Source organism: Amycolatopsis sp. H20-H5 (assembly GCF_035828755.1).
Lineage (GTDB): Bacteria > Actinomycetota > Actinomycetes > Mycobacteriales > Pseudonocardiaceae > Amycolatopsis.
Genome location: NZ_JAYMZS010000032.1, coordinates 49456 through 70741, shown reverse-complemented (window position 1 = coordinate 70741; position 21286 = coordinate 49456). Strand labels below are relative to the sequence as shown.

Annotated in this window: 23 protein-coding genes; 3 read left to right on the top strand and 20 right to left on the bottom strand. The window is 70.5% G+C overall.

Features of this window, described 5'->3' with window-relative positions; all coding sequences use genetic code 11:
• Positions 1–7: 7 nt before the first annotated feature.
• From rpsO to QMK34_RS19645, 6 genes are all read right to left on the bottom strand, one after another.
• Positions 8–277, bottom strand: coding sequence for a 30S ribosomal protein S15 (gene rpsO, locus QMK34_RS19670; protein ID WP_326415562.1), 270 nt, complete (start codon positions 275–277; stop codon positions 8–10).
• 118 nt (positions 278–395) lie between these two features.
• On the bottom strand, positions 396–926 hold the full coding sequence (locus QMK34_RS19665) for a 2'-5' RNA ligase family protein (RefSeq protein ID WP_326415561.1): 531 nt from the start codon (positions 924–926) through the stop codon (positions 396–398).
• 3 nt (positions 927–929) lie between these two features.
• Positions 930–1409: a helix-turn-helix transcriptional regulator gene (locus QMK34_RS19660; RefSeq protein ID WP_326415560.1), complete on the bottom strand. Its 480-nt coding sequence runs from the start codon at positions 1407–1409 to the stop codon at positions 930–932.
• Between the two features lie 116 nt (positions 1410–1525).
• Positions 1526–2494 carry a bifunctional riboflavin kinase/FAD synthetase gene (locus QMK34_RS19655; RefSeq protein WP_326415559.1) on the bottom strand — a complete coding sequence of 323 codons (969 nt, stop codon included), beginning with the start codon at positions 2492–2494 and terminating at the stop codon, positions 1526–1528.
• A gap of 37 nt (positions 2495–2531) precedes the next feature.
• The gene (gene truB, locus QMK34_RS19650) at positions 2532–3458 is read right to left on the bottom strand and encodes a tRNA pseudouridine(55) synthase TruB (protein WP_326415558.1); all 927 of its coding nucleotides are present in this window, start codon (positions 3456–3458) and stop codon (positions 2532–2534) included.
• A 42-nt stretch (positions 3459–3500) separates the two neighbouring features.
• Complete coding sequence (locus QMK34_RS19645; RefSeq protein ID WP_326415557.1) at positions 3501–4829, bottom strand: MFS transporter; 1329 nt, start codon at positions 4827–4829, stop codon at positions 3501–3503.
• 156 nt (positions 4830–4985) lie between these two features.
• Between QMK34_RS19645 and QMK34_RS19640 the strand changes: the two genes are divergently transcribed.
• The gene (locus tag QMK34_RS19640; RefSeq protein ID WP_326415556.1) at positions 4986–5159 is read left to right on the top strand and encodes an SDR family NAD(P)-dependent oxidoreductase; all 174 of its coding nucleotides are present in this window, start codon (positions 4986–4988) and stop codon (positions 5157–5159) included.
• A 235-nt stretch (positions 5160–5394) separates the two neighbouring features.
• Here the strand turns inward: QMK34_RS19640 and QMK34_RS19635 are convergent, their stop codons facing one another.
• The 3 genes from QMK34_RS19635 to QMK34_RS19625 form a co-directional block, all read right to left on the bottom strand.
• Positions 5395–6732, bottom strand: a complete 1338-nt coding sequence (locus tag QMK34_RS19635; RefSeq protein WP_326415555.1) for an MATE family efflux transporter — start codon at positions 6730–6732, stop codon at positions 5395–5397.
• Between the two features lie 123 nt (positions 6733–6855).
• The gene (locus QMK34_RS19630) at positions 6856–7479 is read right to left on the bottom strand and encodes a GNAT family N-acetyltransferase (RefSeq protein WP_326415554.1); all 624 of its coding nucleotides are present in this window, start codon (positions 7477–7479) and stop codon (positions 6856–6858) included.
• A 25-nt stretch (positions 7480–7504) separates the two neighbouring features.
• A complete protein-coding gene (locus QMK34_RS19625; RefSeq protein WP_326415553.1) occupies positions 7505–8515 on the bottom strand; it encodes a DHH family phosphoesterase in 1011 nt (336 codons plus the stop codon).
• Positions 8516–8540: 25 nt separating this feature from the next.
• On the opposite strand from QMK34_RS19625, the gene QMK34_RS19620 reads away from it, so the two are divergent.
• The gene (locus QMK34_RS19620; protein ID WP_326415552.1) at positions 8541–9584 is read left to right on the top strand and encodes a TRM11 family SAM-dependent methyltransferase; all 1044 of its coding nucleotides are present in this window, start codon (positions 8541–8543) and stop codon (positions 9582–9584) included.
• A gap of 159 nt (positions 9585–9743) precedes the next feature.
• Here the strand turns inward: QMK34_RS19620 and QMK34_RS19615 are convergent, their stop codons facing one another.
• From QMK34_RS19615 to rimP, 10 genes are all read right to left on the bottom strand, one after another.
• A complete protein-coding gene (locus QMK34_RS19615; protein ID WP_326415550.1) occupies positions 9744–10880 on the bottom strand; it encodes a hypothetical protein in 1137 nt (378 codons plus the stop codon).
• A 270-nt stretch (positions 10881–11150) separates the two neighbouring features.
• Positions 11151–12317 carry an SPFH domain-containing protein gene (locus QMK34_RS19610; RefSeq protein WP_326415548.1) on the bottom strand — a complete coding sequence of 389 codons (1167 nt, stop codon included), beginning with the start codon at positions 12315–12317 and terminating at the stop codon, positions 11151–11153.
• Positions 12318–12327: 10 nt separating this feature from the next.
• The gene (locus tag QMK34_RS19605) at positions 12328–12567 is read right to left on the bottom strand and encodes a hypothetical protein (RefSeq protein WP_326415547.1); all 240 of its coding nucleotides are present in this window, start codon (positions 12565–12567) and stop codon (positions 12328–12330) included.
• Between the two features lie 98 nt (positions 12568–12665).
• A complete protein-coding gene (locus QMK34_RS19600) occupies positions 12666–13505 on the bottom strand; it encodes an alpha/beta hydrolase (RefSeq protein WP_326415545.1) in 840 nt (279 codons plus the stop codon).
• Between the two features lie 3 nt (positions 13506–13508).
• Positions 13509–13985, bottom strand: coding sequence for a 30S ribosome-binding factor RbfA (gene rbfA, locus QMK34_RS19595; protein ID WP_326415544.1), 477 nt, complete (start codon positions 13983–13985; stop codon positions 13509–13511).
• A gap of 25 nt (positions 13986–14010) precedes the next feature.
• The gene (locus QMK34_RS19590; RefSeq protein WP_326415543.1) at positions 14011–14304 is read right to left on the bottom strand and encodes a DUF503 domain-containing protein; all 294 of its coding nucleotides are present in this window, start codon (positions 14302–14304) and stop codon (positions 14011–14013) included.
• A 79-nt stretch (positions 14305–14383) separates the two neighbouring features.
• Positions 14384–17449 (bottom strand): translation initiation factor IF-2, encoded by a 3066-nt coding sequence (infB, locus tag QMK34_RS19585; RefSeq protein ID WP_326415542.1) that lies wholly within the window; start codon positions 17447–17449, stop codon positions 14384–14386.
• Positions 17450–17524: 75 nt separating this feature from the next.
• Positions 17525–17800 (bottom strand): YlxR family protein, encoded by a 276-nt coding sequence (locus tag QMK34_RS19580; RefSeq protein WP_326415581.1) that lies wholly within the window; start codon positions 17798–17800, stop codon positions 17525–17527.
• Positions 17801–17940: 140 nt separating this feature from the next.
• Positions 17941–19002 carry a transcription termination factor NusA gene (gene nusA, locus QMK34_RS19575; RefSeq protein ID WP_326415541.1) on the bottom strand — a complete coding sequence of 354 codons (1062 nt, stop codon included), beginning with the start codon at positions 19000–19002 and terminating at the stop codon, positions 17941–17943.
• The gene (gene rimP, locus QMK34_RS19570; RefSeq protein ID WP_326415580.1) at positions 18999–19523 is read right to left on the bottom strand and encodes a ribosome maturation factor RimP; all 525 of its coding nucleotides are present in this window, start codon (positions 19521–19523) and stop codon (positions 18999–19001) included. Before rimP ends, nusA begins: the two co-directional genes overlap by 4 nt.
• A 136-nt stretch (positions 19524–19659) precedes the next feature.
• Here rimP and QMK34_RS19565 point away from each other — a divergent pair, with 136 nt between their 5' ends.
• Positions 19660–20595, top strand: a complete 936-nt coding sequence (locus QMK34_RS19565) for a ferritin-like domain-containing protein (protein WP_326415540.1) — start codon at positions 19660–19662, stop codon at positions 20593–20595.
• Between the two features lie 9 nt (positions 20596–20604).
• On the opposite strand, the gene QMK34_RS19560 is transcribed toward QMK34_RS19565, so the two are convergent.
• Positions 20605–21201 carry a hypothetical protein gene (locus tag QMK34_RS19560; RefSeq protein ID WP_326415539.1) on the bottom strand — a complete coding sequence of 199 codons (597 nt, stop codon included), beginning with the start codon at positions 21199–21201 and terminating at the stop codon, positions 20605–20607.
• Positions 21202–21286: the final 85 nt, after the last annotated feature.

The window sequence follows — 21286 nt, the reverse complement described above, 5'->3', positions numbered from 1 at the left end:
GTTCAAGCTAGCGGCGGAGGCCGAGGCGCTGGATCAGCGCGCGGTACCGCTCGATGTCCGCCTTCATCACGTAGTTCAGCAGCCGGCGGCGACGGCCGACCAGCAGCAGGAGCCCGCGACGAGAGTGGTGGTCGTGCTTGTGTTCCTTGAGGTGTTCGGTGAGGCCGACGATGCGCTTGGTGAGCAGCGCGACCTGGGCCTCGGGGGATCCGGTGTCCGAGTCGTGCACGCCGTACTCGGTGAGGATCGTCTTCTTCTCATCGGTGGACAGAGCCACTTTTGTTCTCCTAGATAATCAGTGCCGTGAGGCCCCGGACACACTCCGTGCGGGGGAGACGGTCGCGGCCGCCACGGACTGCAGCCGGACCCAATGGGCGAGGCTACCAGCCTGGTGATCAGCGCTCGGAGGCGCGGTTCAGCGGGTAGCGGTCGATCACTCGATAGTGTGATCCACCTTCACCGCGCATGAGCACGGCTTCGGTGACCGTCCACGTCCGGCTGCTGAACCCCGCGAGCCGTTTCACCCACTCGTGAGCCGCCTCCGGCTCTTCAGTGGGGAAGTAGGCGAGCGTCAGGTGCGCCCGGTACGGCCGGTCCTCCTGACCGGCCCCGGCGGCGTGCGCCAGGTCGGTCAGTCCTGTCCCACCCACACTCAACCACAGAACACCCGGAAACGTTCCCGCCTTTTCCAGCCGGACGTCGATCGCGGGCCGTCCGGCAAGCCGCTCGGCGAGCCAGGCCGACCGGGACACGGGGTCGTCCGCGCCGTGGCTGTGACCATAGAAACCGAGCGTGACGTGCCAGTTCTCCGGCGCGGACCAGCGCAGCGGGCTCGGCTCGGGCGCACCGAGCGCGGCGGCTAGGTCTGCGGCTAGGTCTGCGGCAACGTCAGCGGGCGGCAGCAGTGCGCTGAACAGCGACGACACGGCTCAGTGGGCCGCTTTCGCGCGGCGCAGCAGGTCGGCGAGCGCGGGGAAGTCCTCGTCCAGCCGCTTGGCCGCCTCCCCGAGATCCTCGTCCTCGGCGATGTCACGCAGCGCCGCGAGCACGGCCCGGTCGTCGGCGACGGCCCCGACCGGGATGTTGTCGCGGCCCACGGTCGGCTTCGAGTCGCGGACGTCCTCGAGAGCGGCCTGCATGGCCTCCCGGTTGCCCGCGGCGACGGCCGGGACCAGGATCTTGCGTTCCAGCATGATCATCTTGGCGAGCACGACCGGATTGCCGATCTTCGCCCGCCGCCCGCTCATCACCTGGCTGAGCATCGGCGCACTGATCCCCAGCACCTCGGCGAGGAAAGCCTGGGAGATGTCGAAGGCGACCACCAACCTGCGCACCCGATCACCGAGCGGCTCCCCATACCACTGCTTCTGCAGCGCGATGTTCCGCTGGACGATCTTGTGGTCCTCCACCTTGATTTCCGCTCCCCTGAACGCCGTCGGCTCTGCACCGTCCGTGAGTATCTTGCCACCCGGACCGCCCTGGCATGGGTGATTTCGTCGTTTCTCCCCCGGCCGCGCCGGGCTGGCTACGCCTCGGCCCCGAGAACCCGCCTGGTCCGCGCCACGTCGTCGTCGATCTGCTTCACCAGCTCCTCGGAGGTGGAGAAGCGGACCTGGTCCCGCAGCTTGGCGACGAAGTCCAAGGACACGTGCTGGCCGTAGAAGTCCTCGTCGACGTCGAGCACGAATGCCTCGACGGTCCGCTCGCGGCCGGAGAAAGTCGGATTCGTGCCGACCGAAACCGCGGCCCGCTGCCGGCGGCCGGAATCAGACGATCGGGTGAACCAGCAGCTGTAGACGCCGTCCGCGGGCACCGCCGCGAACCGCGGGGTGGACAGGTTGGCCGTGGGGTAGCCCAGGTCGTGGCCGCGGCCGTCGCCGCGCACGACGATGCCCTCCAGCCGGTGTGGCCTGCCGAGCGCCTCCGCGGCCGCCTGCACGTCCCCGGCGTCGATGCACGACCGGACGTAGGTCGAGGAGAAGGTGATCTCGCTCTCGGATCGGTCCTGTTCGGACAGCGACCGGCCCTGCAGCTCGGCCCCGTACGCGACGAACCCGAACCGCTTGCCGAGCGTGCGCAGCAGCGCGACGTCGCCGGCGGCCTTGGCACCGAAGGTGAAATTCTCGCCGACGATCACCGCCGCCGCGTGCAGCCGGTCGACCAGGATCTCGTGCACGAAGTCGTGCGCGGGCACGCGGGACAGCTCGAGGGTGAACGGCAGCACGGCGAACACGTCGACGCCGAGGCCCTCCATCAGTTCGGCCTTACGCCGCAACGTGGTCAGCTGCGCCGGGTGGCTGCCCGGCCGGACCACCTCGGAGGGATGCGGGTCGAAGGTCAGCACCACACTCGGCACCCCGCGCTCGGCGGCGGCCTCGACGGTCCTCGAAATCAGCAGCTGATGCCCGCGGTGGACGCCGTCGAACACCCCGATCGTCACCACGCACCGACCCCAGCCACTGGGCAGGTCTCCCAAACCACGCCAACGCTGCACTGTGCGCTCTCCCTCGACGAAACCCGTTGCGGCCAGCCTAGGCCGGGAGCAGGACGACCACCGACTTGGCCATCCCGTCGGTGTCGGTGCCGAGCGCGAGCACCCGGCCGTCCGGCGCGAACATCCCGTAGGTGCCCTCGATGCCGGCCGCGGGGACCTTCTGTCCATATCGGACGGCCTTCGCGGTGGCGGCGTCCAGGTCGTGGCGGGGGAACGCGGCGGCGACCGCGGCGTCCAGGTCCAGCGAGAGTTCCGGGGTGTCCTCGAGCTGGTCGAGGGTGCGCGCCTTGGCGAGGGTGAACGGGCCGACGGTGGTGCGGCGCAGGGCGAGCAGGTGCCCGCCGACGCCGAGATCCGCGCCCAGATCCCTGGCGAGCGCGCGGACGTAGGTCCCCGACGAGCATTCGACGACGGCGTCGAGCTCGAGGTGGTCTTCTTCACGCCGCGCGGCCAGCAGGTCGAACCGGTGCACGGTGACCGGGCGCGGCGGCAGCACGACCTCTTCGCCCGCGCGGACGCGGGCGTAGGCCCGTTTGCCGTCGATCTTGACCGCGCTGACCGCGCTCGGCACCTGCTGGATCGGCCCGGACAGCCGGGCGATCCCGGCGGCGATCGCCGCGTCGGTGACGGCGGCGACGGCTTCGGGCGTGGCGCGCTCGCCGAGCGGCTCACCCTCGGCGTCGTCGGTGGTCGTGCTCGTCCCGAGCGACAGCGTGGCGAGGTAGGTCTTGCGGTCCAGCGCGAGGTGGCCGAGCAGCTTGGTCGCCCGTTCGATGCCGAGCACCAGGACGCCGGTGGCCATCGGGTCGAGCGTGCCGGCGTGCCCGACCTTGCGGGTGCCCATGATCCGGCGGGCGCGCGCGACGACGTCGTGCGAGGTCATCCCGGCGGGTTTGTCGACGATGACGAGCCCGGGCGGCGGGGCGGGACGGCGGGGCTTGGGGGGCTGCTGCGGGCGAGACACGCGCCGAACCTTAGCGACCGCTCCCCCGCGACACCGCGACCCCTATGCGGCGGCGACCGCCGCGTCCTCAGGACTGGCCGCGTCCCAGCGCCGGCGGCGGATCCGGACGGGGAGCTCCTCACCGCGGGCCTGTGCCGCGAACAGGTGCGCGCGTGTCCTGCGCCACCAGACGAGCATGCGGGACGCGCCCAGCGCGAGGATCACCACGATCGCGAGCAGCGACAGCCGGAAGTTTCCGCCCGTCCACTGCAGAAGCACACCGACGGAAAGCGCTCCGATCGTCGTGGCGACGAAGCCGCCGACGTTGACCACGCCCGTCGCGGTCCCCACGCGCGACAGCGGGTTGTAGTCCCTCGCGAGCGCGAAGCCGATCATCGAAGCGGCCCCGCCGAGCGACAGGAAGGCGAAGAACGGCACCAGCAGCGCCAAGGGGACCGGCCCGCTCCAGCTGAGCATGACCGTCCACACCAGCGCGGCGCCGGTGAGATAGCCGATCACGAGCGGCATGCGCAGCGACGGGCGACGTCCGATGAGGGTGCCCGTGGTCGGGCCGCCGACCATCGAGCCGAACACGAACACCGTCAGCAGCGCGCTGGCGGTGGCCTTCGGCTGCCCCTGGCCCTGCACCAGGAAAGGCACGCCCCACAACATGGTCAGCACGTTCGGCGCGAACATCGTGCTGAAGTGCACCCAGAACCCGAGCCGGGTCCCCGGCACCCGCCAGGTGTCCGCGACCTGACGGCCGAGCGCGCGCGGGTCGATCCGGCCGCGCGGGGGCTCCGGCTCGCCGGAGGGGGTGTCCTTGACGCGCAGGACGACGACCACGGTGTAGAGCGCGGTCAGCAGGCCGACGGCGAGGAACGTGGGCGTCCAGCCGGGTCCGTCGAGCAGCAGCGTGAGCGGGACGGTCGCGGCGAGGTTGCCGACGTACCCGATCGTGGCGGTCAAGGACGTGAGCAAGGCGTACTGGCGGCCGGGGAAGTGCGCGGCGATGAGGCGCAGGACGCTGACGAACGTGAGGGCGTCACCGAAGCCGAGGACACCGCGGGCGAGCAGCCCCAGCGGGTAGGAATGGGCCACCGCCAGGAGAACCTGGCCGAGCCCGAGGATCAGCACGGCGGCGGTGAGCACCCGGCGCGGGCCGTAGCGGTCGACGAGCACGCCGGTGGGGATCTGCATGGCCGCGTAGACGCCGACCTGCAGCACGGTGAACGTGCCGAGCGCGGCCGCGCCGACGCCGAAGCGGTCGGCGGCCTGCAGTCCGGCGACGCCGAACGAGGTGCGGTGGAACACGGCGAGCAGGTAGACGGTGGCGGCGGTCAGCCAGATGATCCAGGACCGGCGGGTTGCGCGGCCGATGGCGGGCGACACGGTTTCCTCCTGGTGGCAGGGGTGGCGGACAGGAGACGTCCACGCTGCCGCCCTGACAGTTGTATCGCCTAAACAACCCCGAAACATAGCCGTTATCCGGGTGGGTTTCACCACAGGCTTGACAACCTGAATATTATTCATATTTCAGGAGGCGCGATGACCTTGGTGCGCGGTGCCCACGCGGTGATCACCGGCGGTTCGAGCGGGATCGGCCTGGCGACGGCGGCCGCGCTCGCCCGGCGCGGGGCGTCGGTCTCCCTGGTAGCCAGGAATCCCGGCAGGCTCGACGCCGTGGCCGAGTGGCTGCGCGCGGGGCTTTTGCGAGGTTGAGTCGAGGGAAGGTCCCCTTCGGTCGCTACCCGCAGGTTTGCCGTGTGCCCTGATGGGAGCCTTCACGGCGTTTAACGCTGTCATGGTGGCCTTCAGGGGCACACATGAAACGGTCGTGGCGGTATGAAACGGGCGAATGGGCCGACTTTTCGTCCTTTGTGCAGGGTAGGCGGCTTCGAAGGACAGGCGCCCGAGGCTTCGAGCGGCGGCTGCTGCGACAGTTCTCAGCCCCGTTCTAAGCGGTGCGGACGGCGCCGACGACGGCCCACTGCCCGGAGCGCCAGCGGAAGACCACTGCCACCAGCCGCAGCACCATGAACAGCGACAGGCCGGTCCAGATGCCGGTCAGGCCCCAGTCGAAGGCGAGCGACGCCCAGATCAGCGGCAGGAACCCGAGTGCGGCGCTGGCGAGCGTCGCGGTGCGCAGGAAAGCCGCGTCCCCGGCGCCGAGCAGCACGCCGTCGAGCGCGAACACCACCCCGGCTATCGGTTGCAGCGCCACGAAGAACCGCCACGCGTGCGGGATCTCGGCGAGCACGCCGGGGTCCGAGGTGAACACGTGCGGCAGCACCCCGGCCACGGCCGCGAACACCACACACAGCACGCATCCGAGCAGGAGCCCGTACTTCGTGATCTGACCGGCCACTCCCCTGGCCTGACGGCTCGCCCCGGCACCGAGTGCGGCACCGACGAGCGACTGCGCGGCGATCGCGACGGAGTCGAGCACGAGCGCCAGGAACGTCCAGAGCTGCAGGACCACCTGGTGTGCGCCGACGGCTTCGGTGGACGTCCGCGCGGCCACCGCGGCGGCGGAGACGAAGCAGGCTTGGAAGGCGAGACTGCGCAGCACGAGGTCCCGGCCGAGTCCAAGCTGCGCGCGCATGACCTTGGGCTCTGGCCGCAGCGGCACCCTTTCGCGGACGAGCGCGCGGAGGAACAGCGCCGCGGAGATCACCTGCGCGACGACGTTGGCGATGGCCGAGCCTTCCAGGCCCCAGCCCGCGGCGTAGACGAGCACCGGGCACAGCACGGCGGAGATCCCGTTGCCCGCCAGGACGTATCGCAGCGGTTTGGCGGAGTCCTGGACCCCGCGCATCCAGCCGTTGCCCGCCATCGTGACGAGGATCATCGGAGCGCCGAACAGCGCGATGCGGGCCCAGGACACGGCCGTGGCGGCGATCTCGTCGCTCCCGGACAGCACCCGCGTGATCGGCCAGGCCAGCAACTGCCCGGCGACCAGGACCACCAGCCCGACGGCGAGGGCGAGCCAGGTGGCCTGCACGCCCTCGCGCACGGCGTCGGCGCGGCGGCCGGCGCCGTGCAGCCGCGCGGTGCGGGAGGTGGTGCCGTAGGACAGGAAGGTCAGCTGGCTCGACACCTGGGAAAGCACCACGCCGCCGAGCGCGAGCCCGGCCAGCGGCACCGCGCCGAGGTGCCCGGCGACGGCGGTGTCGACCAGCACGTACAGCGGTTCGGCGGCCAGCACCCCGAGCGCCGGGACGGCGAGCCCGAGCACCCGTTTCGCCGGGATCCGCTCGTCACCGGCTTCTCCGACTTCCTCGCTGTTCGCCACGGGCACGAGCCTAAAGCGCGTACTCCGTGAACCGTCCACAGGCCTGGAAGCCGAGCCGCCGGTAGACGGCCTCCCCCTCCGCCGACGCTTGCAAGACGGCGATCGGCTCCCGCGCGGCGAGCGTCATCGCGCCGCCGAAGCCCCGCCGCCGGTGCGAGGCGAGCGTGCAGAGGTTGTAGATCCCGGCCACTCCGCCACGGAGAACACCTCGGCCGTGCACACCACGACACCCTCGTGCCGCCCGACCAGGTACCGCGCGGCACAGGCCGGATCGAGCGCCGACGCCTCGACGGACGCGAAGTAGCTGCACGGTGTCCGCCGGTGGCTCCCAGTTGGTGGCGAGCACGGTCGCGAACCCGGCCAGGTCGTCCGGGGTGACGACGGTCCGGATCTCGAGGCCGCCGAGCTCCGGCACGGGCGGCAGGTGGTGCGGCTCGGCCCACCTGGCGGCTTCGGATTCGCCTGCTCGGATTCGCCTGCCTGAAGCCCGGCCGCTTCGAGGCGTCCTGGCAGGTCGGACGGCGTCGTCGCCGGGCCGACCCACCAGGAGGACGGCCGTCCGGTGGCCTTGACGGACCTGATCGTCCCGGCGATCCGGGCGGTACTGGTGTCGTCGTCGAGCCCGCTGTCCGCGACGAGCAGGTCCGCGGTCTCGGTGACCGAGGCGCCGCTCAGGCCGCGATGCAGGTGGCACGCGTGCTCGGCGAGGTTGCGTTCCGTGCGCGCCAGCAGGTCTGGTATGTCCATTGTGGATCTGTCTCTTGTGGATGGTTCAGAGCAGCGGGGCCCGGCCGAGTGCGGCCCGCAGCCGGTCCAGCACCTCGTCCGACGTCCCCTCGGTGGTGCAGCCCGCCGCCAGCCGGTGCCCGCCGCCACCGAGCTCCGCGGCCGCCGCCGAGACGTCGACCCGCCCGGTCGAGCGCAGCGAAACCTGCCAGCGGGAACCGTGGGCCAGCGGCCCGGCCTCCTTGAGCACCACCGCCACCCCGGCGTCGCGAGTGGACCGGACGACGTCGATCACCGACTCGACCTCCTCCACCCGCACGCTCGCGGCGACCTCGGCGCGCACGACGGCGTGGGCCAGCCCGAACCCCTGAGCCGCCTCGGGCTCGAGCCGCGCCCCTGCCAGCACCGCGGAGAGCATCGGCAGCCACGCGAACGGGTGATCCTCCATCACGGTCCGGACGACCTCGTCCGGGTTCACCCCGGCCTCCAGCAGCCGCGCGGCCATCAGGTGCGCGCCAGGGCTGGCGCGGCGGAAGCCACTCGTGTCGGTCACCAGCCCGGCGTAGAGACAGCGCGCCGTCGGCTCGTCGAGCTCGGCACCCAGCTCCTCCAGCAGCCGGAACACCAGCACCGCGGTGGCTTCGGCGGTCTCGTCGACCACGTGGTGGGTGCCATAACGGGCGTTGGTCGCGTGGTGGTCGATGACCAGCACCGACCCGCCAGCGGCCTTGCCGGTCGCGACGCGGGCGCCGAGCGCGCCCAGCCTGCCGAGCGTCGGCGTGTCCAGTGCGATCAGCAGCGGCTCGGTCTCCGGCAACCGCCCCGGCGGCACGAGCAGGCCGCCGACGTCGAGGCCACGCAACGTTTCCGGCGCTTCGGCGGGTTCCGAGAAGGACACCCGCACGGTGGCGCCCCGCTGGTGAAGCACCCGGCCCAGCGCCAGCGCGCTGCCGAGCGCGTCGGCGTCGGGGCGGACGTGGCCCAGGAGCGTCACGTCGTGGGCGTCGGCCAGCAGCGCGGCCGCGGCCTTGATGTCCTGCGCCAAAGTCGAGGTCACAGTGCGTCACGCTACGCTCTGCGCGATGCCTGAGTACGCGATCCTGGTCTACCCGTCAGCCAACCGGGTGTACACCGACTCCTCGCCGACGTTGCTGCGCGCGGAGCTGGCGGTCTTCGGCGACCTCGCCGTGGAGACCGAGCTCACCGACATCGGCGAGGACTCGATCGGCGGTGTGCCGTATGTGACGTTCACCGCCGCCACCCCGCTGAGCGAGCGCGACCTGGCGTTGCTTTCGAACCTGTCGTCGCTCTACGCGCTGTTCGAACGCGAGGGCGAACAGCTGCGGCCGATCACGGTGCACCCGCTGGCGCGGTTCGACTCGGATCTGCTGACCATCCAGAAGTACCCCGGCAAGACGAACGAGCTGTTCACCAAGCTCCTGTTCAACGTCACCCTGCTCGCCACCGCGACCCCGGCCGCGATGCTGGACGGCGGCCTGCACGTGCTCGACCCGCTGTGCGGGCGCGGGACCACGCTGAACCAGGCGATGATGTACGGCTTCCACGCGACCGGGCTCGACCTCGACGGCCGCGACTTCGAGGCCTACGAGCAGTTCATCAAGACCTGGCTGCGCACCAAACGTGTCAAGCACACCGCCGAGACCGGCCAGGTCCGGCGCAACAAGGTCCGGCTCGGCCGACGGCTCGACATCGAGTTCGGGCTGAGCAAGGAGCAGTACAAAGCGGGCGACACCCGCAAACTGAGCTACCTCAACTGCGACACCCTCACCGCCGACGAGCTGCTGCGCCCGAACTCGGTCGACGTGATCGTCACCGACGCCCCGTACGGCGTCCAGCACGGCAGCCACCGCACCGAGGACATGACGCTGGCCCGCAGCCCGCGCGACCTCCTGGCCGCGGCCGTGCCGGTGTGGTCCCGCGTCCTGCGCCCCGGCGGCGCGATCGGCATCGCCTGGAACACCAACGTCGCGCCCCGCGAAGAGCTGGTCGCGATCCTGGACAGCGCGGGCCTGACCGTCCGCGACGACGGCCCGTTCGCGGAGTTCACCCACCGGGTGGACCAGGCCATCGTGCGCGATCTCGTGGTCGCCGCCAAACCTGTCTGACTGCCTCTCCGGCTTACGTGGATGAACATTCGCAACGCGATGTCCCGAAGCCGCCCACCGCGCCGAACAGGCGCTCGGCCAACGCTGACGTGGTTGCGGCCGAAGTCGCGGGCATCGTGGTGCGCGAGTGGTACGGCAGCAGGCGGCTTGCCGGCCGCGTCACCCGAGCATCCGATTGCCCGAATAGCCGGCCACCTTGCCGTCCGCGAGCCGGACCGTGCCCTTCCTGGTGATTCGCGCGCTGCCACCAGGTGTCCGGACCGGATCGATCAGGGTGCAGTCAATCCTCCAGCTGATGGCCAGGTCGTCGCCAGCGTCGCTGCTGTCCCCCAGCAGTCGCACGTCCAGTTTGAGGATGGCCCCCTGAACGAGCTGTGAACGACAGATGATCGGGTTCGGGCAGGTGAGGGCCACGGACCGGACCAGCTGCAGATCGCGGCCGCCCACGGTCACGCACTGGCCGGTCGCCTGGTTGACGAATCCTCGCGTTGTGTACTTGACCAGCAGTTCGGCCAGCAGCAGCCCAACCTGGCCCGTCCCCACCAGCATGGACAGTCTGAACGGGAGCACCACATCATGCGACTGTGCGTCGTGCCGGGCGGCGACCGCCTCGATGAACCGGCGGTCGCCGTCTCCCGCGGGCTCGGCACGCATCCAGACACCGGTGGCACGCGTGATCCCGGCGGGTCCGCCGGGGCCTTCAATGGTGAACTTGTGAGGCCCGTCCAAGGCGATCGTGATCGCCGACTGGTGCAGCTCGGTGAAGGTTTCGGCCGGCGATGCCGCCGGCCGGGTGTCTGACGGCGAATTCTTCACAGCGAACCACACCTCGTCGTCCGTTTCGCCTTCCTCGTTGTCGAAATCCCTGTCGAAATCCCCGCCGGAGTCCGAGTCGGATTCGCCGTCCGTTTCGCCTTCCTCGCTGTCGAAGTCGTCGTGTCTGGTCACGCGGCGGGGACCATCGTAGTCGTCATCGGATTCGGCCTGGAATTCGTGGAGATCCCTGGGTTGTGGATCCGGTCGGCCCACCGGCAGGCCGTGGAAGGCTAGTTCGGCCCGGATCGTGGCGGTCCGGCGAAGGCGAATGTCGGCTGCGGACCGCGGCGGTGCCGGTAGCGACAACGAGCCGAAGATTCGATCAAGTTCGTCCTGGTCAGAAATGCCGAATCCGCCACCCCACGCACTCATCTGAAGCTTTCCCCAGGTGAATTGATCATTGTCGTCCCAGTGGCGTGCAAGCAGTCGGATGAAGTCGTCGATCCGACTCTGGACGGTGCTTACATAGGGAGATTCCACGGTTAGCTCCAAGCGCCCGAATGCCGAGTCTTCGTGCTGGGAAAACTAGCTTGTGCGGATATCGGAAAGAAGAGCATCGGGGTCGTGCGCGGTGCAGGGCGGGATGCCCGAAAAGGCACCCCCGCCCCCGTTGCTCTTCTCCTTGTCTTTCCTCACTGGCCTGTGCCGGCTTTCCAGTCGAAAGGCATCGGTTTTCGGACGCGGCCGGTCGACCGTGCTGCCCGAAGACTGAAGCGGACCGCGCCGCCACTGGCGACACGGTCCGCTCCCCTACGCCGCCGTGATTTCCCCGCGAGGCTTCTTCTCCTCGACCTTCTCCGGTGACGTGGGCTCGGAAACCGGCTCGGTGGTGGACGCGGGTTCGCCGAGCCCCCGTTTCACCGAGTCCAGGATCGCCAGCCCCTGTCCGACGAGCCCGGCCGCCATCTCCCCCATGCCGTCCGCGCCGTTGAGGATGTTGACGTTGGCGCCCTTCAGGCCCAGCGCCGCCTCGCGGACGATCTGCGGCAGCTGGTCGATCAGCATCCGGTCGAGCGCGACGCGGTTGTTCGACGCCGCCGCGGCGGCCTGGACGCGCATCTTCTCCGCGTCGGCCAGTGCCAGGATGCGGATCCGCTCGGCCTCCGCGTTGGCGGGCTTGATCACCTCGGCCACCAGCTGTTGCTGACGCAGCTCGGCCTCACGCTGGGCCAGCTCGGTCCGCGCGTTGATGACCTCACGCTGCGCCTGTGCCTGCGCGAGCGGCCCAGCCTGGGCCGCCTCGGCCTGGGCTTTGTCCACTTCGGCGCGGTAATGCGCCTGCACGATGGACGTCTGGCGCCCGTACTCCGCCTGCGTGCGCTGCGACTGCTGCTCGGCCTCCGCGGCCTTCTGGTTCGCCACCGCTTGCGCGATCTGCGCGTCCCGCTGGATGGCGGCGTTGTGCGGGGCGGCCATGGCCGCGATGTACCCCAGTTTCATGTCGTCGATCGACTGGATCTGCAGCGCGTCGACAGTGAGACCGATCTTCGCCATCTCCACCGCCGAGCCGTCGAGCACCTCGGTCGCCAGCTTCTGCCGCTCGGTGATGATCTCCTCGACCGTCATCGAGCCGATGATGGAGCGCAGGTGCCCGGCGAAGATCCGGCCGGTCAGGATGGACATCTGGTCCTGGTCGGACAGGAACCGCTGCCCGGCGTTGACGATGCTCTCGGTGTCGTTGCCGACCTTGAACGCGATCACCGCGCGGACGTTGAGCGCGATGGCCTGCTTGGTGACGCAGACCTCGGTCACCTCGGCCTCGCACATGGCGAGGGTCAGGAAGCGCACCTTGCGAAAAACGGGCATGACGAAGGTGCCATGCCCGGTGACGACCCGAAAAGGGGATGAGCCCTGGCTGCTCTTGCCGCCGGAGATCAGCATCGCCTCATTGGGCGCCGGAACGCGGTAGCCGAACATCGCTGTGCTCCTAGGAGGGACTACTCGGTTGGTCCGGGACGACCCAGGGCACGACGTCGACCGTGCGCCCGCCGCGGGAATCGACGACCAGCACGGTCGTCCCCTTCGGCAGTGTCGTGTCGGACCAAGCGAGGAAGGTTTCCAGGCCTCCCCTGATCTTGATCAGCACCTCGCCGGGGCCACCGGTCCCCCTGGTGGCGACGACGAGGACTCCCGTACACCCGGAAGGGGAAAGGTCGGAATGCAGCATCAGCACCGACCTCCCTGGGTGGCCGTCTCGGTGCGGGATCACCCGCACCTCCCATTGTGCTCCCGCGCGGGGCCTCACGGCAGATCCGCGGGCCGGGATCAGGTCGCGGCGAGGTTCTCGCCGACGAACTTCAGCACGTCGGGGAGCACGCCCCGCCAGAACTGGTCGTTGTGCCCGCCTTCGGACAGCTTCGCGACCTCGGGCTGGACGGCCTTGATGAGCTTGCGGTCGGCGCCGGCGAACGGGTCCTCCGTGCCGCACCACACCCCGGTGGAAAGGCCGCGGAGCTCGTCCGTGTGCAGCAAGGGCTCGTTGGCCTCCCACTGCTCGCGGTCGGCGAACACCTTCCGGGACTTCGCGTCGCTCCAGCTGACGAACAGGGCCGCGCTGCAGACGGCGACGGCTTTGAGCTCGTGGTGGTCCCTGGCGAAACGCAGCGCGCCGAACCCGCCCATCGAGATGCCCAGCACCGCCGCGGCCGGCCGGAGCTGACGCTGCTGGAGCCAGCCGGGAACCTCCTGCGACAGCATCCGCTGGGGATCGTCACCGGTGCCGACGTCGGACCAGTAGTGGTCACCGTCGACGGCGGCCACCGCGAACGGGGGCACCCCCGAGGCCACGGCCTCGTCCAGCGCCGCGGGCAGCCCCAGGTCGAGGAACGTCCGCGCGTTCGCGCCGCGGCCGTGCAGGGCGAGGCAGACCGGCAGCCCTTTCGCGGGCACCCCCGTGGGCGCGACCAGCAGGAGGTCGACGTCGGTGCCCCTGGCCGCCGAGCGCATCCGCTGCACGGTGACCGGTTTGTCGAGCGGGGCGGCCGCCGAGGGCGGCACCACCGCCGACGGCCCGGACACGATCGGTGACCGCCCCGGCGCCGAACACGCCGCGAGCAGCACACCGGCGCCCCCGAGCAGGACACCGCGCCGCGAGACCGCTGCCACGGCTCAGCCCTTGCTTTCCTCTTCCGCGAGTTCGTCCTCGGCGACCTCTTCGCGAGGCGCCTTGTACGGGTCCACCTCGCCCGCGTGCTGCGCCCCGGCGGACCGGCGCGCGACCTCCGCGTCGGACTCGCGGGCCTTGGCCAGCAGATCCTCGATGCGCTTGGCGTCCTCGGGGATCTTGTCGGCCACGAACATGATCGTCGGCGTGTACCGCACCCCGGTGCCCGCACCGACCTTCGACCGCAGGACCCCGCGAGCGGACTCCAGTGCCAGCGCGGCAGCGGTGAAGTCCGGCGGCGAGTCGAGCTTGTCGCCGAGGACGGTGTAGAAGATCGTGGCGTCGTGCAGGTCGGCGGTGATCTTCGTGTCGGTGATCGTCACGTAGTTCAGCCGCGGGTCCTTGATCTCGTGCTCGATCGCGGACGCGACGATCTGCGAGATCCGCTTGGCGAGCTTGCGCGCGCGAGCCGGATCAGCCATGGGATTCCCCTTCTTTCTTCACAAATCAGTCTTCGGGGCCGTAGAGCCTGCGGTGCGCGGAGATCAGTTCGAACTCCGGTCTCGAGGCCACGAACCGTTCGCACGAGTCGAGCACGTCGCGAATGTGTTCGCCACTCGCGGCTACCACGGATACGCCGATCAGGGTCCGCCGGTGCAGGTCCAGGTGACCCGCTTCGGCCACCGAGACGTCGAAGCGCTTACGCACCTCGGACACGACCGGCTTGACCACTGACCGCTTCTGCTTCAGCGAATGGACATCGCCGAGCAGGATGTCGAGCTCCAGGGCTCCGACGTACATGGGCATCAGGGTGGGGTAGGTGGGAGACCCGAGGGTGTGTGCCCGCCGAAACGGACACACACCCTCGGGTCGTTACGCCTTACGAGCGGGGCTTCTCGCGCTGCTCGTAGGTCTCGATCACGTCGCCGAGCTTCAGGTCGCTGTAGCTGCCCAAGGTCAGACCACACTCGAAGCCCTCGCGGACCTCGGTGACGTCGTCCTTTTCGCGCTTCAGCGAGTTGATCGGCAGGTTCTCGATGATGACGTTGCCGTCGCGGAGCAGGCGCGCCTTGGCGTTGCGCTTGATCTCGCCCGAGATGACCATGCAACCCGCGATCGTGCCGACCTTCGACGACTTGAAGATGCCGCGGATCTCGGCCTTGCCCAGCTCGACCTCTTCGTAGATCGGCTTGAGCATGCCCTTGAGCGCGGCCTCGATCTCGTCGATGGCCTGGTAGATCACCGTGTAGTACCGGACGTCGACGCCCTCGCGGGTGGCCCGCTCGGTCGCCTTGCCCTGTGCCCGCACGTTGAAGCCCAGCACGATCGCGTTGGACGCGGTCGCGAGGTCGATGTCGGACTCCGTGACGCCACCGACACCGCGGTGGACCACGTTGAGCTCGACCTCTTCCTCGCCGACGTCGAGCTGCATGAGCGAGGCTTCGAGGGCCTCGACCGTACCCGAGTTGTCACCCTTGATGATCAGGTTAAGGGTGCTCGTCTCCTTCAAGGCCTCGTCGAGGTCTTCAAGGCTGACGCGCTTACGCCGCGAAGCGTTGAGCGCGTTGCGAGTACGGGCCGAACGCCGCTCGGCGATCTGCCGCGCGACCCTGTCCTCGTCGACGACGAGGAAGGTGTCACCGGCGCCGGGCACCGAGGTGAACCCGATGACCTGCACCGGACGCGACGGAGTCGCCTCGGTGACGTTGACGTTGTGCTCGTCGACCATCTTCCGCACGCGGCCGTACGCGTCACCGGCGACAACGGAGTCACCGACACGCAGCGTGCCTCGCTGCACCAGGACCGTGGCGACCGGACCGCGACCGCGGTCGAGGTGTGCCTCGATCGCGACGCCCTGTGCCTCCATGTCCGGGTTGGCCCGGAGGTCCAGCGCGGCGTCGGCGGTCAGCAGGATCGCCTCGAGGAGACCATCGATGTTGATGTTCTCCCGCGCCGAGATCTCGACGAACATCGTGTCGCCGCCGTACTCCTCGGCCACGAGGTTGTACTCGGTCAGCTGCTGCCGGATCTTGTCCGGGTTCGCGCCTTCCTTGTCGATCTTGTTGATCGCGACCACGATCGGGGCCTTGGCGGCCTGCGCGTGGTTGATCGCCTCGACCGTCTGCGGCATGACGCCGTCGTCGGCCGCAACCACGATGACCGCGATGTCCGTGGCGTTCGCACCACGGGCACGCATGGCGGTGAACGCCTCGTGACCCGGCGTGTCGATGAACGTCACCAGACGCGGGTTGCCCTCGAGCTCGGTCTCGATCTGGTAGGCGCCGATGTGCTGGGTGATGCCACCGGCTTCGCCCTCACGCACCTTCGTCTTGCGGATCGTGTCGAGCAGGCGGGTCTTACCGTGGTCGACGTGACCCATGATGGTGACGACCGGCGGCCGGACCCGGAGGTCCTCCTCGCCACCGGCGTCGTCGCCATAGGTGATGTCGAAGGTGCCGAGCAGCTCGCGGTCTTCTTCCTCCGGGCTGACGACCTGGACGACGTAGTTCATCTCGCCGCCGAGCAGCTCGAGGATGTCGTCCGACACGGACTGCGTCGCGGTGACCATCTCGCCGAGGTGGAAGAGCACCTGCACCAGCGAAGCCGGGTTGGCGTCGATCTTCTCGGCGAAGTCGGTCAGCGAAGCGCCACGCGGCAGGCGGATCGTTTCGCCGCTGCCCTTGGGCAGGCGAACGCCACCGACGCTGGGCGCCTGCATGTTGTCCATGTACTCCATGCGCTTCTGGCGCTTGGACTTGCGACCCTTGCGCGCGGGACCGCCGGGACGCCCGAAGGCACCCGCCGTGCCACCACGGCCACCGGGGCCGCCACGGCCACCGCCGCCGCCACGGAAACCGCCGCCACCGGCCGGGGCCCCACCGGGACCGCCACCGCCGGGACGGAAGCCGCCACCGGCACCGCCACCAGCGCCGCCGCCACCGGGACGGAAACCGCCACCAGCGCCGCCACCGCCACCGGGACCGCCACGGAAACCGCCGCCGCCACCACCGGGACCGCCACGGGCGCCGCCACCGGGACCGCCACGACCGGCGGGACCGCCACCAGGGCCGCCACGACCGGCGGGACCGCCACCGGGACGCGGGGCGGGCCGTCCGGGCATCATGCCCGGGTTCGGCCGCGGGGGCATGTTGCCGGGAGTCGGCCGGTTGCCGCCGCCACCGGGCGCGCCGCCACCGGGACGGGGAGCGGGACGCTCACCGCCCGGACGGTCACCACCGGGACGCGGCGGACGGTCGTTGCCGCCACCGGACTGCTGGCCGCCACCGGGACGCGGGGACGACGGACGCTGCGGGGCCGGGGCACCGGAACCCACACCGAACGGGTTGTTGCCGACACGCGGGGTGCGCGGGCCGGGCTTGGGGCCGAGGGGCTTGGGGCCCTGCGGCTTCGGGGGCACGACCGAACCGGAGTTCGGCGTGGCCGGGGTCTTCGGAGCCGACGGCGGGGCCGCCGGGGTCTCCTGCTGCGCCGCGGCCGGGGCCGCCTGAGCGGCCGGGGCCTGCGCCGCGGGAGCCTGCTCCTGGACGGGAGCGGGCGCCTGGACCGGAGCCGGGGCCTTCGGTCCGGGACGCGGGCCGGGACCCGGGCGGAACGCCGGGTTCGCGGGCTTGGACGCCTGCTGCGGGGCCGGGGCCGAGGCCGCCGGAGCGGACTGGGCGGCGGGAGCCTGCGAAGCGGCGGCGGCCGGAGCCTGCTGCTGGGGCGCCGGGGGCGCGGGACGCGCCGGCGGGCCGGGGCTGGGGACGGGCTTCTTGGCGCCGCCCTTACCCGGGTACGCGTCGCGGAGGCGACGGGCCACGGGTGCTTCGACGGTCGACGAAGCGGACTTGACGAACTCGCCCTGGTCCTTCAGTTTGGCGAGAACTTCCTTGCTGGTGATACCGAGCTCTTTCGCGAGCTCGTGTACGCGGGCCTTGCCTGGCACAGCTCTCCTATTCTGGGGAGGCCGGCGGCAGACCCGCAGACCTCGTCCTATTGTCGCGCGTTCATTGATTCAGCTTCACGGCTGACTCATGACGGGTCGACCTGCTTCCTGGTTTCTATCCGGCGCCGGGGTACTCCCGGCTCCACTTGCGTTCGTGGCGGTGCGCTGAGCTTCAGCACGTAACCGCGGGTGTTCGCGAAGACCCTGGACGTCGAGCGACCCGGGAACACGAAGTGCTCGGGGGAAGGCTCGCCGCCGCTCGGCCTTGGTGAGACACCCGGGTTCGGGGTGCAACCACGCTCCCCGGCCCGGCAGCCGCCGACGTTCGTCGACGACCACGTGCCCCTCCACCGCGACCACTCGCAGCAACTCACCGTTCAAGTCCCGCCGCCGGCATCCGACACAGGTTCGCACCGGGTGTTCCGGGGCTTGCCGGGTGTCGGTTCCCAGCCGCGGGCTTTGAACCACTCCAGAGTCTACCGCTTCGCCCTTCACTCAGCCGAACCGGTTGTCGCGGCGGGCCGCGAGTCCCCTGCGTGTGCTTCGTCACCCGGCTCGGGATCGGGCTGGGGATCCGGCACGGCGGCGTCACTGCGGATGTCGATCCGCCAGCCCGTCAGGCGGGCGGCGAGCCGGGCGTTCTGCCCTTCCTTGCCGATCGCGAGCGAGAGCTGGAAGTCCGGTACCACGACACGGGCGGTCTTGGTGCGCTCGTCGACGACCGTCACGGAAACAACCTTCGCGGGCGACAGCGCGTTCCCGACGAACCGCGCCGGGTCCTCGGCGTAGTCGATGATGTCGATCTTCTCGCCGGCCAGTTCGCTCATCACGTTGCGTACTCGCGAGCCGACCGGGCCGATGCAGGCGCCCTTGGCGTTCACGCCGTTGATGGTCGACTTGACCGCGATCTTGGTCCGGTGGCCCGCCTCGCGCGCCACCGCGGCGATCTCGACCGCGCCGTCGGCGATCTCGGGCACCTCGAGCGCGAACAGCTTGCGGACCAGGTTCGGGTGCGTGCGCGACAGGGTGATCTGCGGGCCGCGGTTGCCACGGGAGACGCCGACGACGTAGGCCTTGATGCGGCTGCCGTGCTCGTAGGACTCGCCGGGCACCTGCTCGGCCGAGGGCAGCACGCCCTCGGTGTCGCCGACCTGGATGATGACCATCCCGCGGGCGTTGGCCCGCGCGTCGCGCTGCACCACCCCGGCGACGATCTCGCCCTCCTTGGCCGCGAACTCGCCGTAGGTCTTCTCGTGCTCGGCGTCGCGCAGGCGCTGCAGGATGACCTGCCGGGCCGTGGTCGCGGCGATCCGGCCGAACCCCTCGGGGGTGTCGTCCCACTCCTCGTCCGGCTCGCCGTCGGTGCCCGGGGTGGTCGCGAGGACGCGCACCAGCCCGGACTTGCGGTCGATGTCGATCCTGGCGTGGTTCTGGTGGCCCTCGGTGTGCTTGTAGGCGGTGAGCAGCGCGGTCTCGATCGCGTCGATCACCGTCTCGAAGGGGATGTCCTTGTCCCGTTCGATCGCGCGCAGGGCGGCGATGTCGACGTTCACTTCGACCCCTCCTTCGGTTCGTTCACAGCGGCATCGGTTTCCAACAGTTTCAGGTCCTCAGCCGGTGGTTGCTTGAATTCGATCTCGATGACGGCCTTGGCCACCGAGGCGTACCTGACGTCCGAGAGCACGCCGTCGACGAGCACGCGCGCGCTCTGCTCACCGGCATGGCCGACTCGCCCGACGAACGCGGCCCCCTCGTGCGGGGTGACCTTGACCAGGCGGAATCTGGCGCGGCGCCAGTGGCGCGGCAGCGCGAGCGGGCGGTCGAGCCCCGGCGAAGTGACCTCGAGGGTGTACGCGCTGACCAGGATGTGCTCGTTCTCGTCGAGCACGGCGGCCACCACGCGGCTGAGCTGCGCCACCTCGTCCAGCCCCACGCCGTCGTCTCCGTCGACGACGACCTTGACCAGCTGACGCCGGCCGGCCTGCTGCACCTCGAACGCGTCGAGGTCGAAACCCGCGGCCGTGACGGCTTCGGCCACTATCGGCTCCAGCCGGCTGGCGAGTTCGTTGGGCACCTTGGAGCTCTCCTGTTCGGCTGTGCTGACCACAACCTGGTCAGTACTGAGGTCGGTAGTGGTTCAGCTTATCTGGTGACCCTTCCGCGACGCGCGAGCGGCGGTGGCACCCCGGGGCCTGGCAGGATGGGCCGACGTGACCGGAAGACCGACCGACCTCAGCCGACGCGGCGCCCTGCGAGCGGGCGTGCTGGCCGTACTGGCCGTCCCCCTCGCCGCCTGCTCGCCCGGCTACGACGAAAGCCCGGATCCGCTGGCCCCGCTGCTCGCGGCCGCGCAAGCCGACGTGAGCGCGGCCAAGGCACTGGCCGGCGGCAACGACGGCGAGGTGGCCGTGCAGGTGGCCGACGCGCGCGCCGCGCACGCCACCGCGCTGAAGTCCGAAGTGGACAGGCTGAACCGGCCGAAGCCGACCGCCCCGGCGCCCGTAGCGGCGGCCGAGCCCGGGCTGGACGGGCTCAAGAAACGCCTCGCCGAAGCCCGCAAGCAGGCCGAACAGCTGGTACCGACGCTGCCCAGATACCGCGCGGGGCTGCTCGCCTCGATCGCGGCCGGCTGCGCGGGCCTGCAGCGGATCGACAAGCTCGGCCCCGGCGAGGCCGCCGCGACGCTCACCGAGCCCACCACGAAGCAGCTGCCTGCCGAGGCGGTGGACGCGCTGCAGCAGGCACTGGCCGCCGAGCACGCGGCGATCTGGGTCTATGGCCTGGTGAGCGCGTTCCTGCCGGCCAACTTCGACAAGGCCGTCGCCGATGGCGCGGCCGAGCACGTCAAGCGCCGGGAGCTGTCCGTCAAGGTGCTGAGCGCTTCCGGGGCCACCCCGGCCGCCCCCGAGGCGGCGTACGTGCCGCCGAAGCCGGTGACGGATCAGGCTTCGGCCGCCGCCGTGATCGCGTCGGCGGAGTCGGACACGGCCGCGGCCTGGCTCGGCGTGGTCGACCACACCGACGACGCGGAGCTGCGCACCATGGCACTGCGGGCGCTCATCGCCTCGGCCCGGCGCGCCACCCCGTGGCGGCAGGAGTCGGGCGAGAAGCCGCCCACGCCCGCCATGCCGGGGCAGGCGGGCTGAAACCGGCGCTCAGCCCCGGAGCTTCCCTGAAAGGTCGAGCGCTTCGGCGGTGATCCGCTTGAGCTGGGCCTTGTCGATGTGCTGGTCGAAGAAGTCGGCCAGCACGACGGCCACCTCGGCGCCGTTGACCCGGGATTGGTAGGCAGCCCGGCTCGCGCTGACCTTCGGCGCCCCGGCGGCCTTGTACGCGCCGTCCCTGACCAGGTCACTGACGTTGCCCGTGCCGTCACGGTCGGTCAGCGCCTTGAGCGCGGCGGCGCCCGCCGGATCGGGCATGGTCACGAGCACCACCGAGACCAGCGCCTTCCCGGCGCCCGAACCGGTCGTGTAGAGCGCGCGGGACACCCGCGAGCACTGGTTCTGGCCGAAGAAGTCCTTGGTCTTGCCGTACGAGTTCCCCTCGCAGTCGGTCGCCACGACCGGGCCCTCCGCGATCTTGAACTCGAACTGCCCGGCAGGCGCGGGCGGCTGGGCCACCGGCGCCGGGGCGTCCTCGTGCCGGATCAGCCACCAGAGGAGCCCGGAGACCACCGCGATGGCGACCAGCCCGGCGCCCTTCACCGCCAGGCCGGCCGGGTTCCGATCCGGAGTCGTCTTCGACGGCACTGGAGACTGAGCAGGGCCGACCCGGCTCAGCGGAGCAGTGTCGCCAGGTCTCGGAGTAAATTGCGCACCAACCACGGGCACATAC

Excerpts from the sequence above, each read along its gene's own strand:
- rbfA (WP_326415544.1), bottom strand. The coding sequence starts at position 13,985 with ATGGCTGATCCGGCTCGCGCGCGCAAGCTCGCCAAGCGGATCTCGCAG.
- QMK34_RS19620 (WP_326415552.1), top strand. The coding sequence starts at position 8,541 with ATGCCTGAGTACGCGATCCTGGTCTACCCGTCAGCCAACCGGGTGTAC.
- QMK34_RS19610 (WP_326415548.1), bottom strand. The coding sequence starts at position 12,317 with ATGTTCGGCTACCGCGTTCCGGCGCCCAATGAGGCGATGCTGATCTCC.
- QMK34_RS19640 (WP_326415556.1), top strand. The coding sequence starts at position 4,986 with ATGACCTTGGTGCGCGGTGCCCACGCGGTGATCACCGGCGGTTCGAGC.
- QMK34_RS19590 (WP_326415543.1), bottom strand. The coding sequence starts at position 14,304 with ATGTACGTCGGAGCCCTGGAGCTCGACATCCTGCTCGGCGATGTCCAT.
- QMK34_RS19605 (WP_326415547.1), bottom strand. The coding sequence starts at position 12,567 with ATGCTGCATTCCGACCTTTCCCCTTCCGGGTGTACGGGAGTCCTCGTC.
- QMK34_RS19630 (WP_326415554.1), bottom strand. The coding sequence starts at position 7,479 with ATGGACATACCAGACCTGCTGGCGCGCACGGAACGCAACCTCGCCGAG.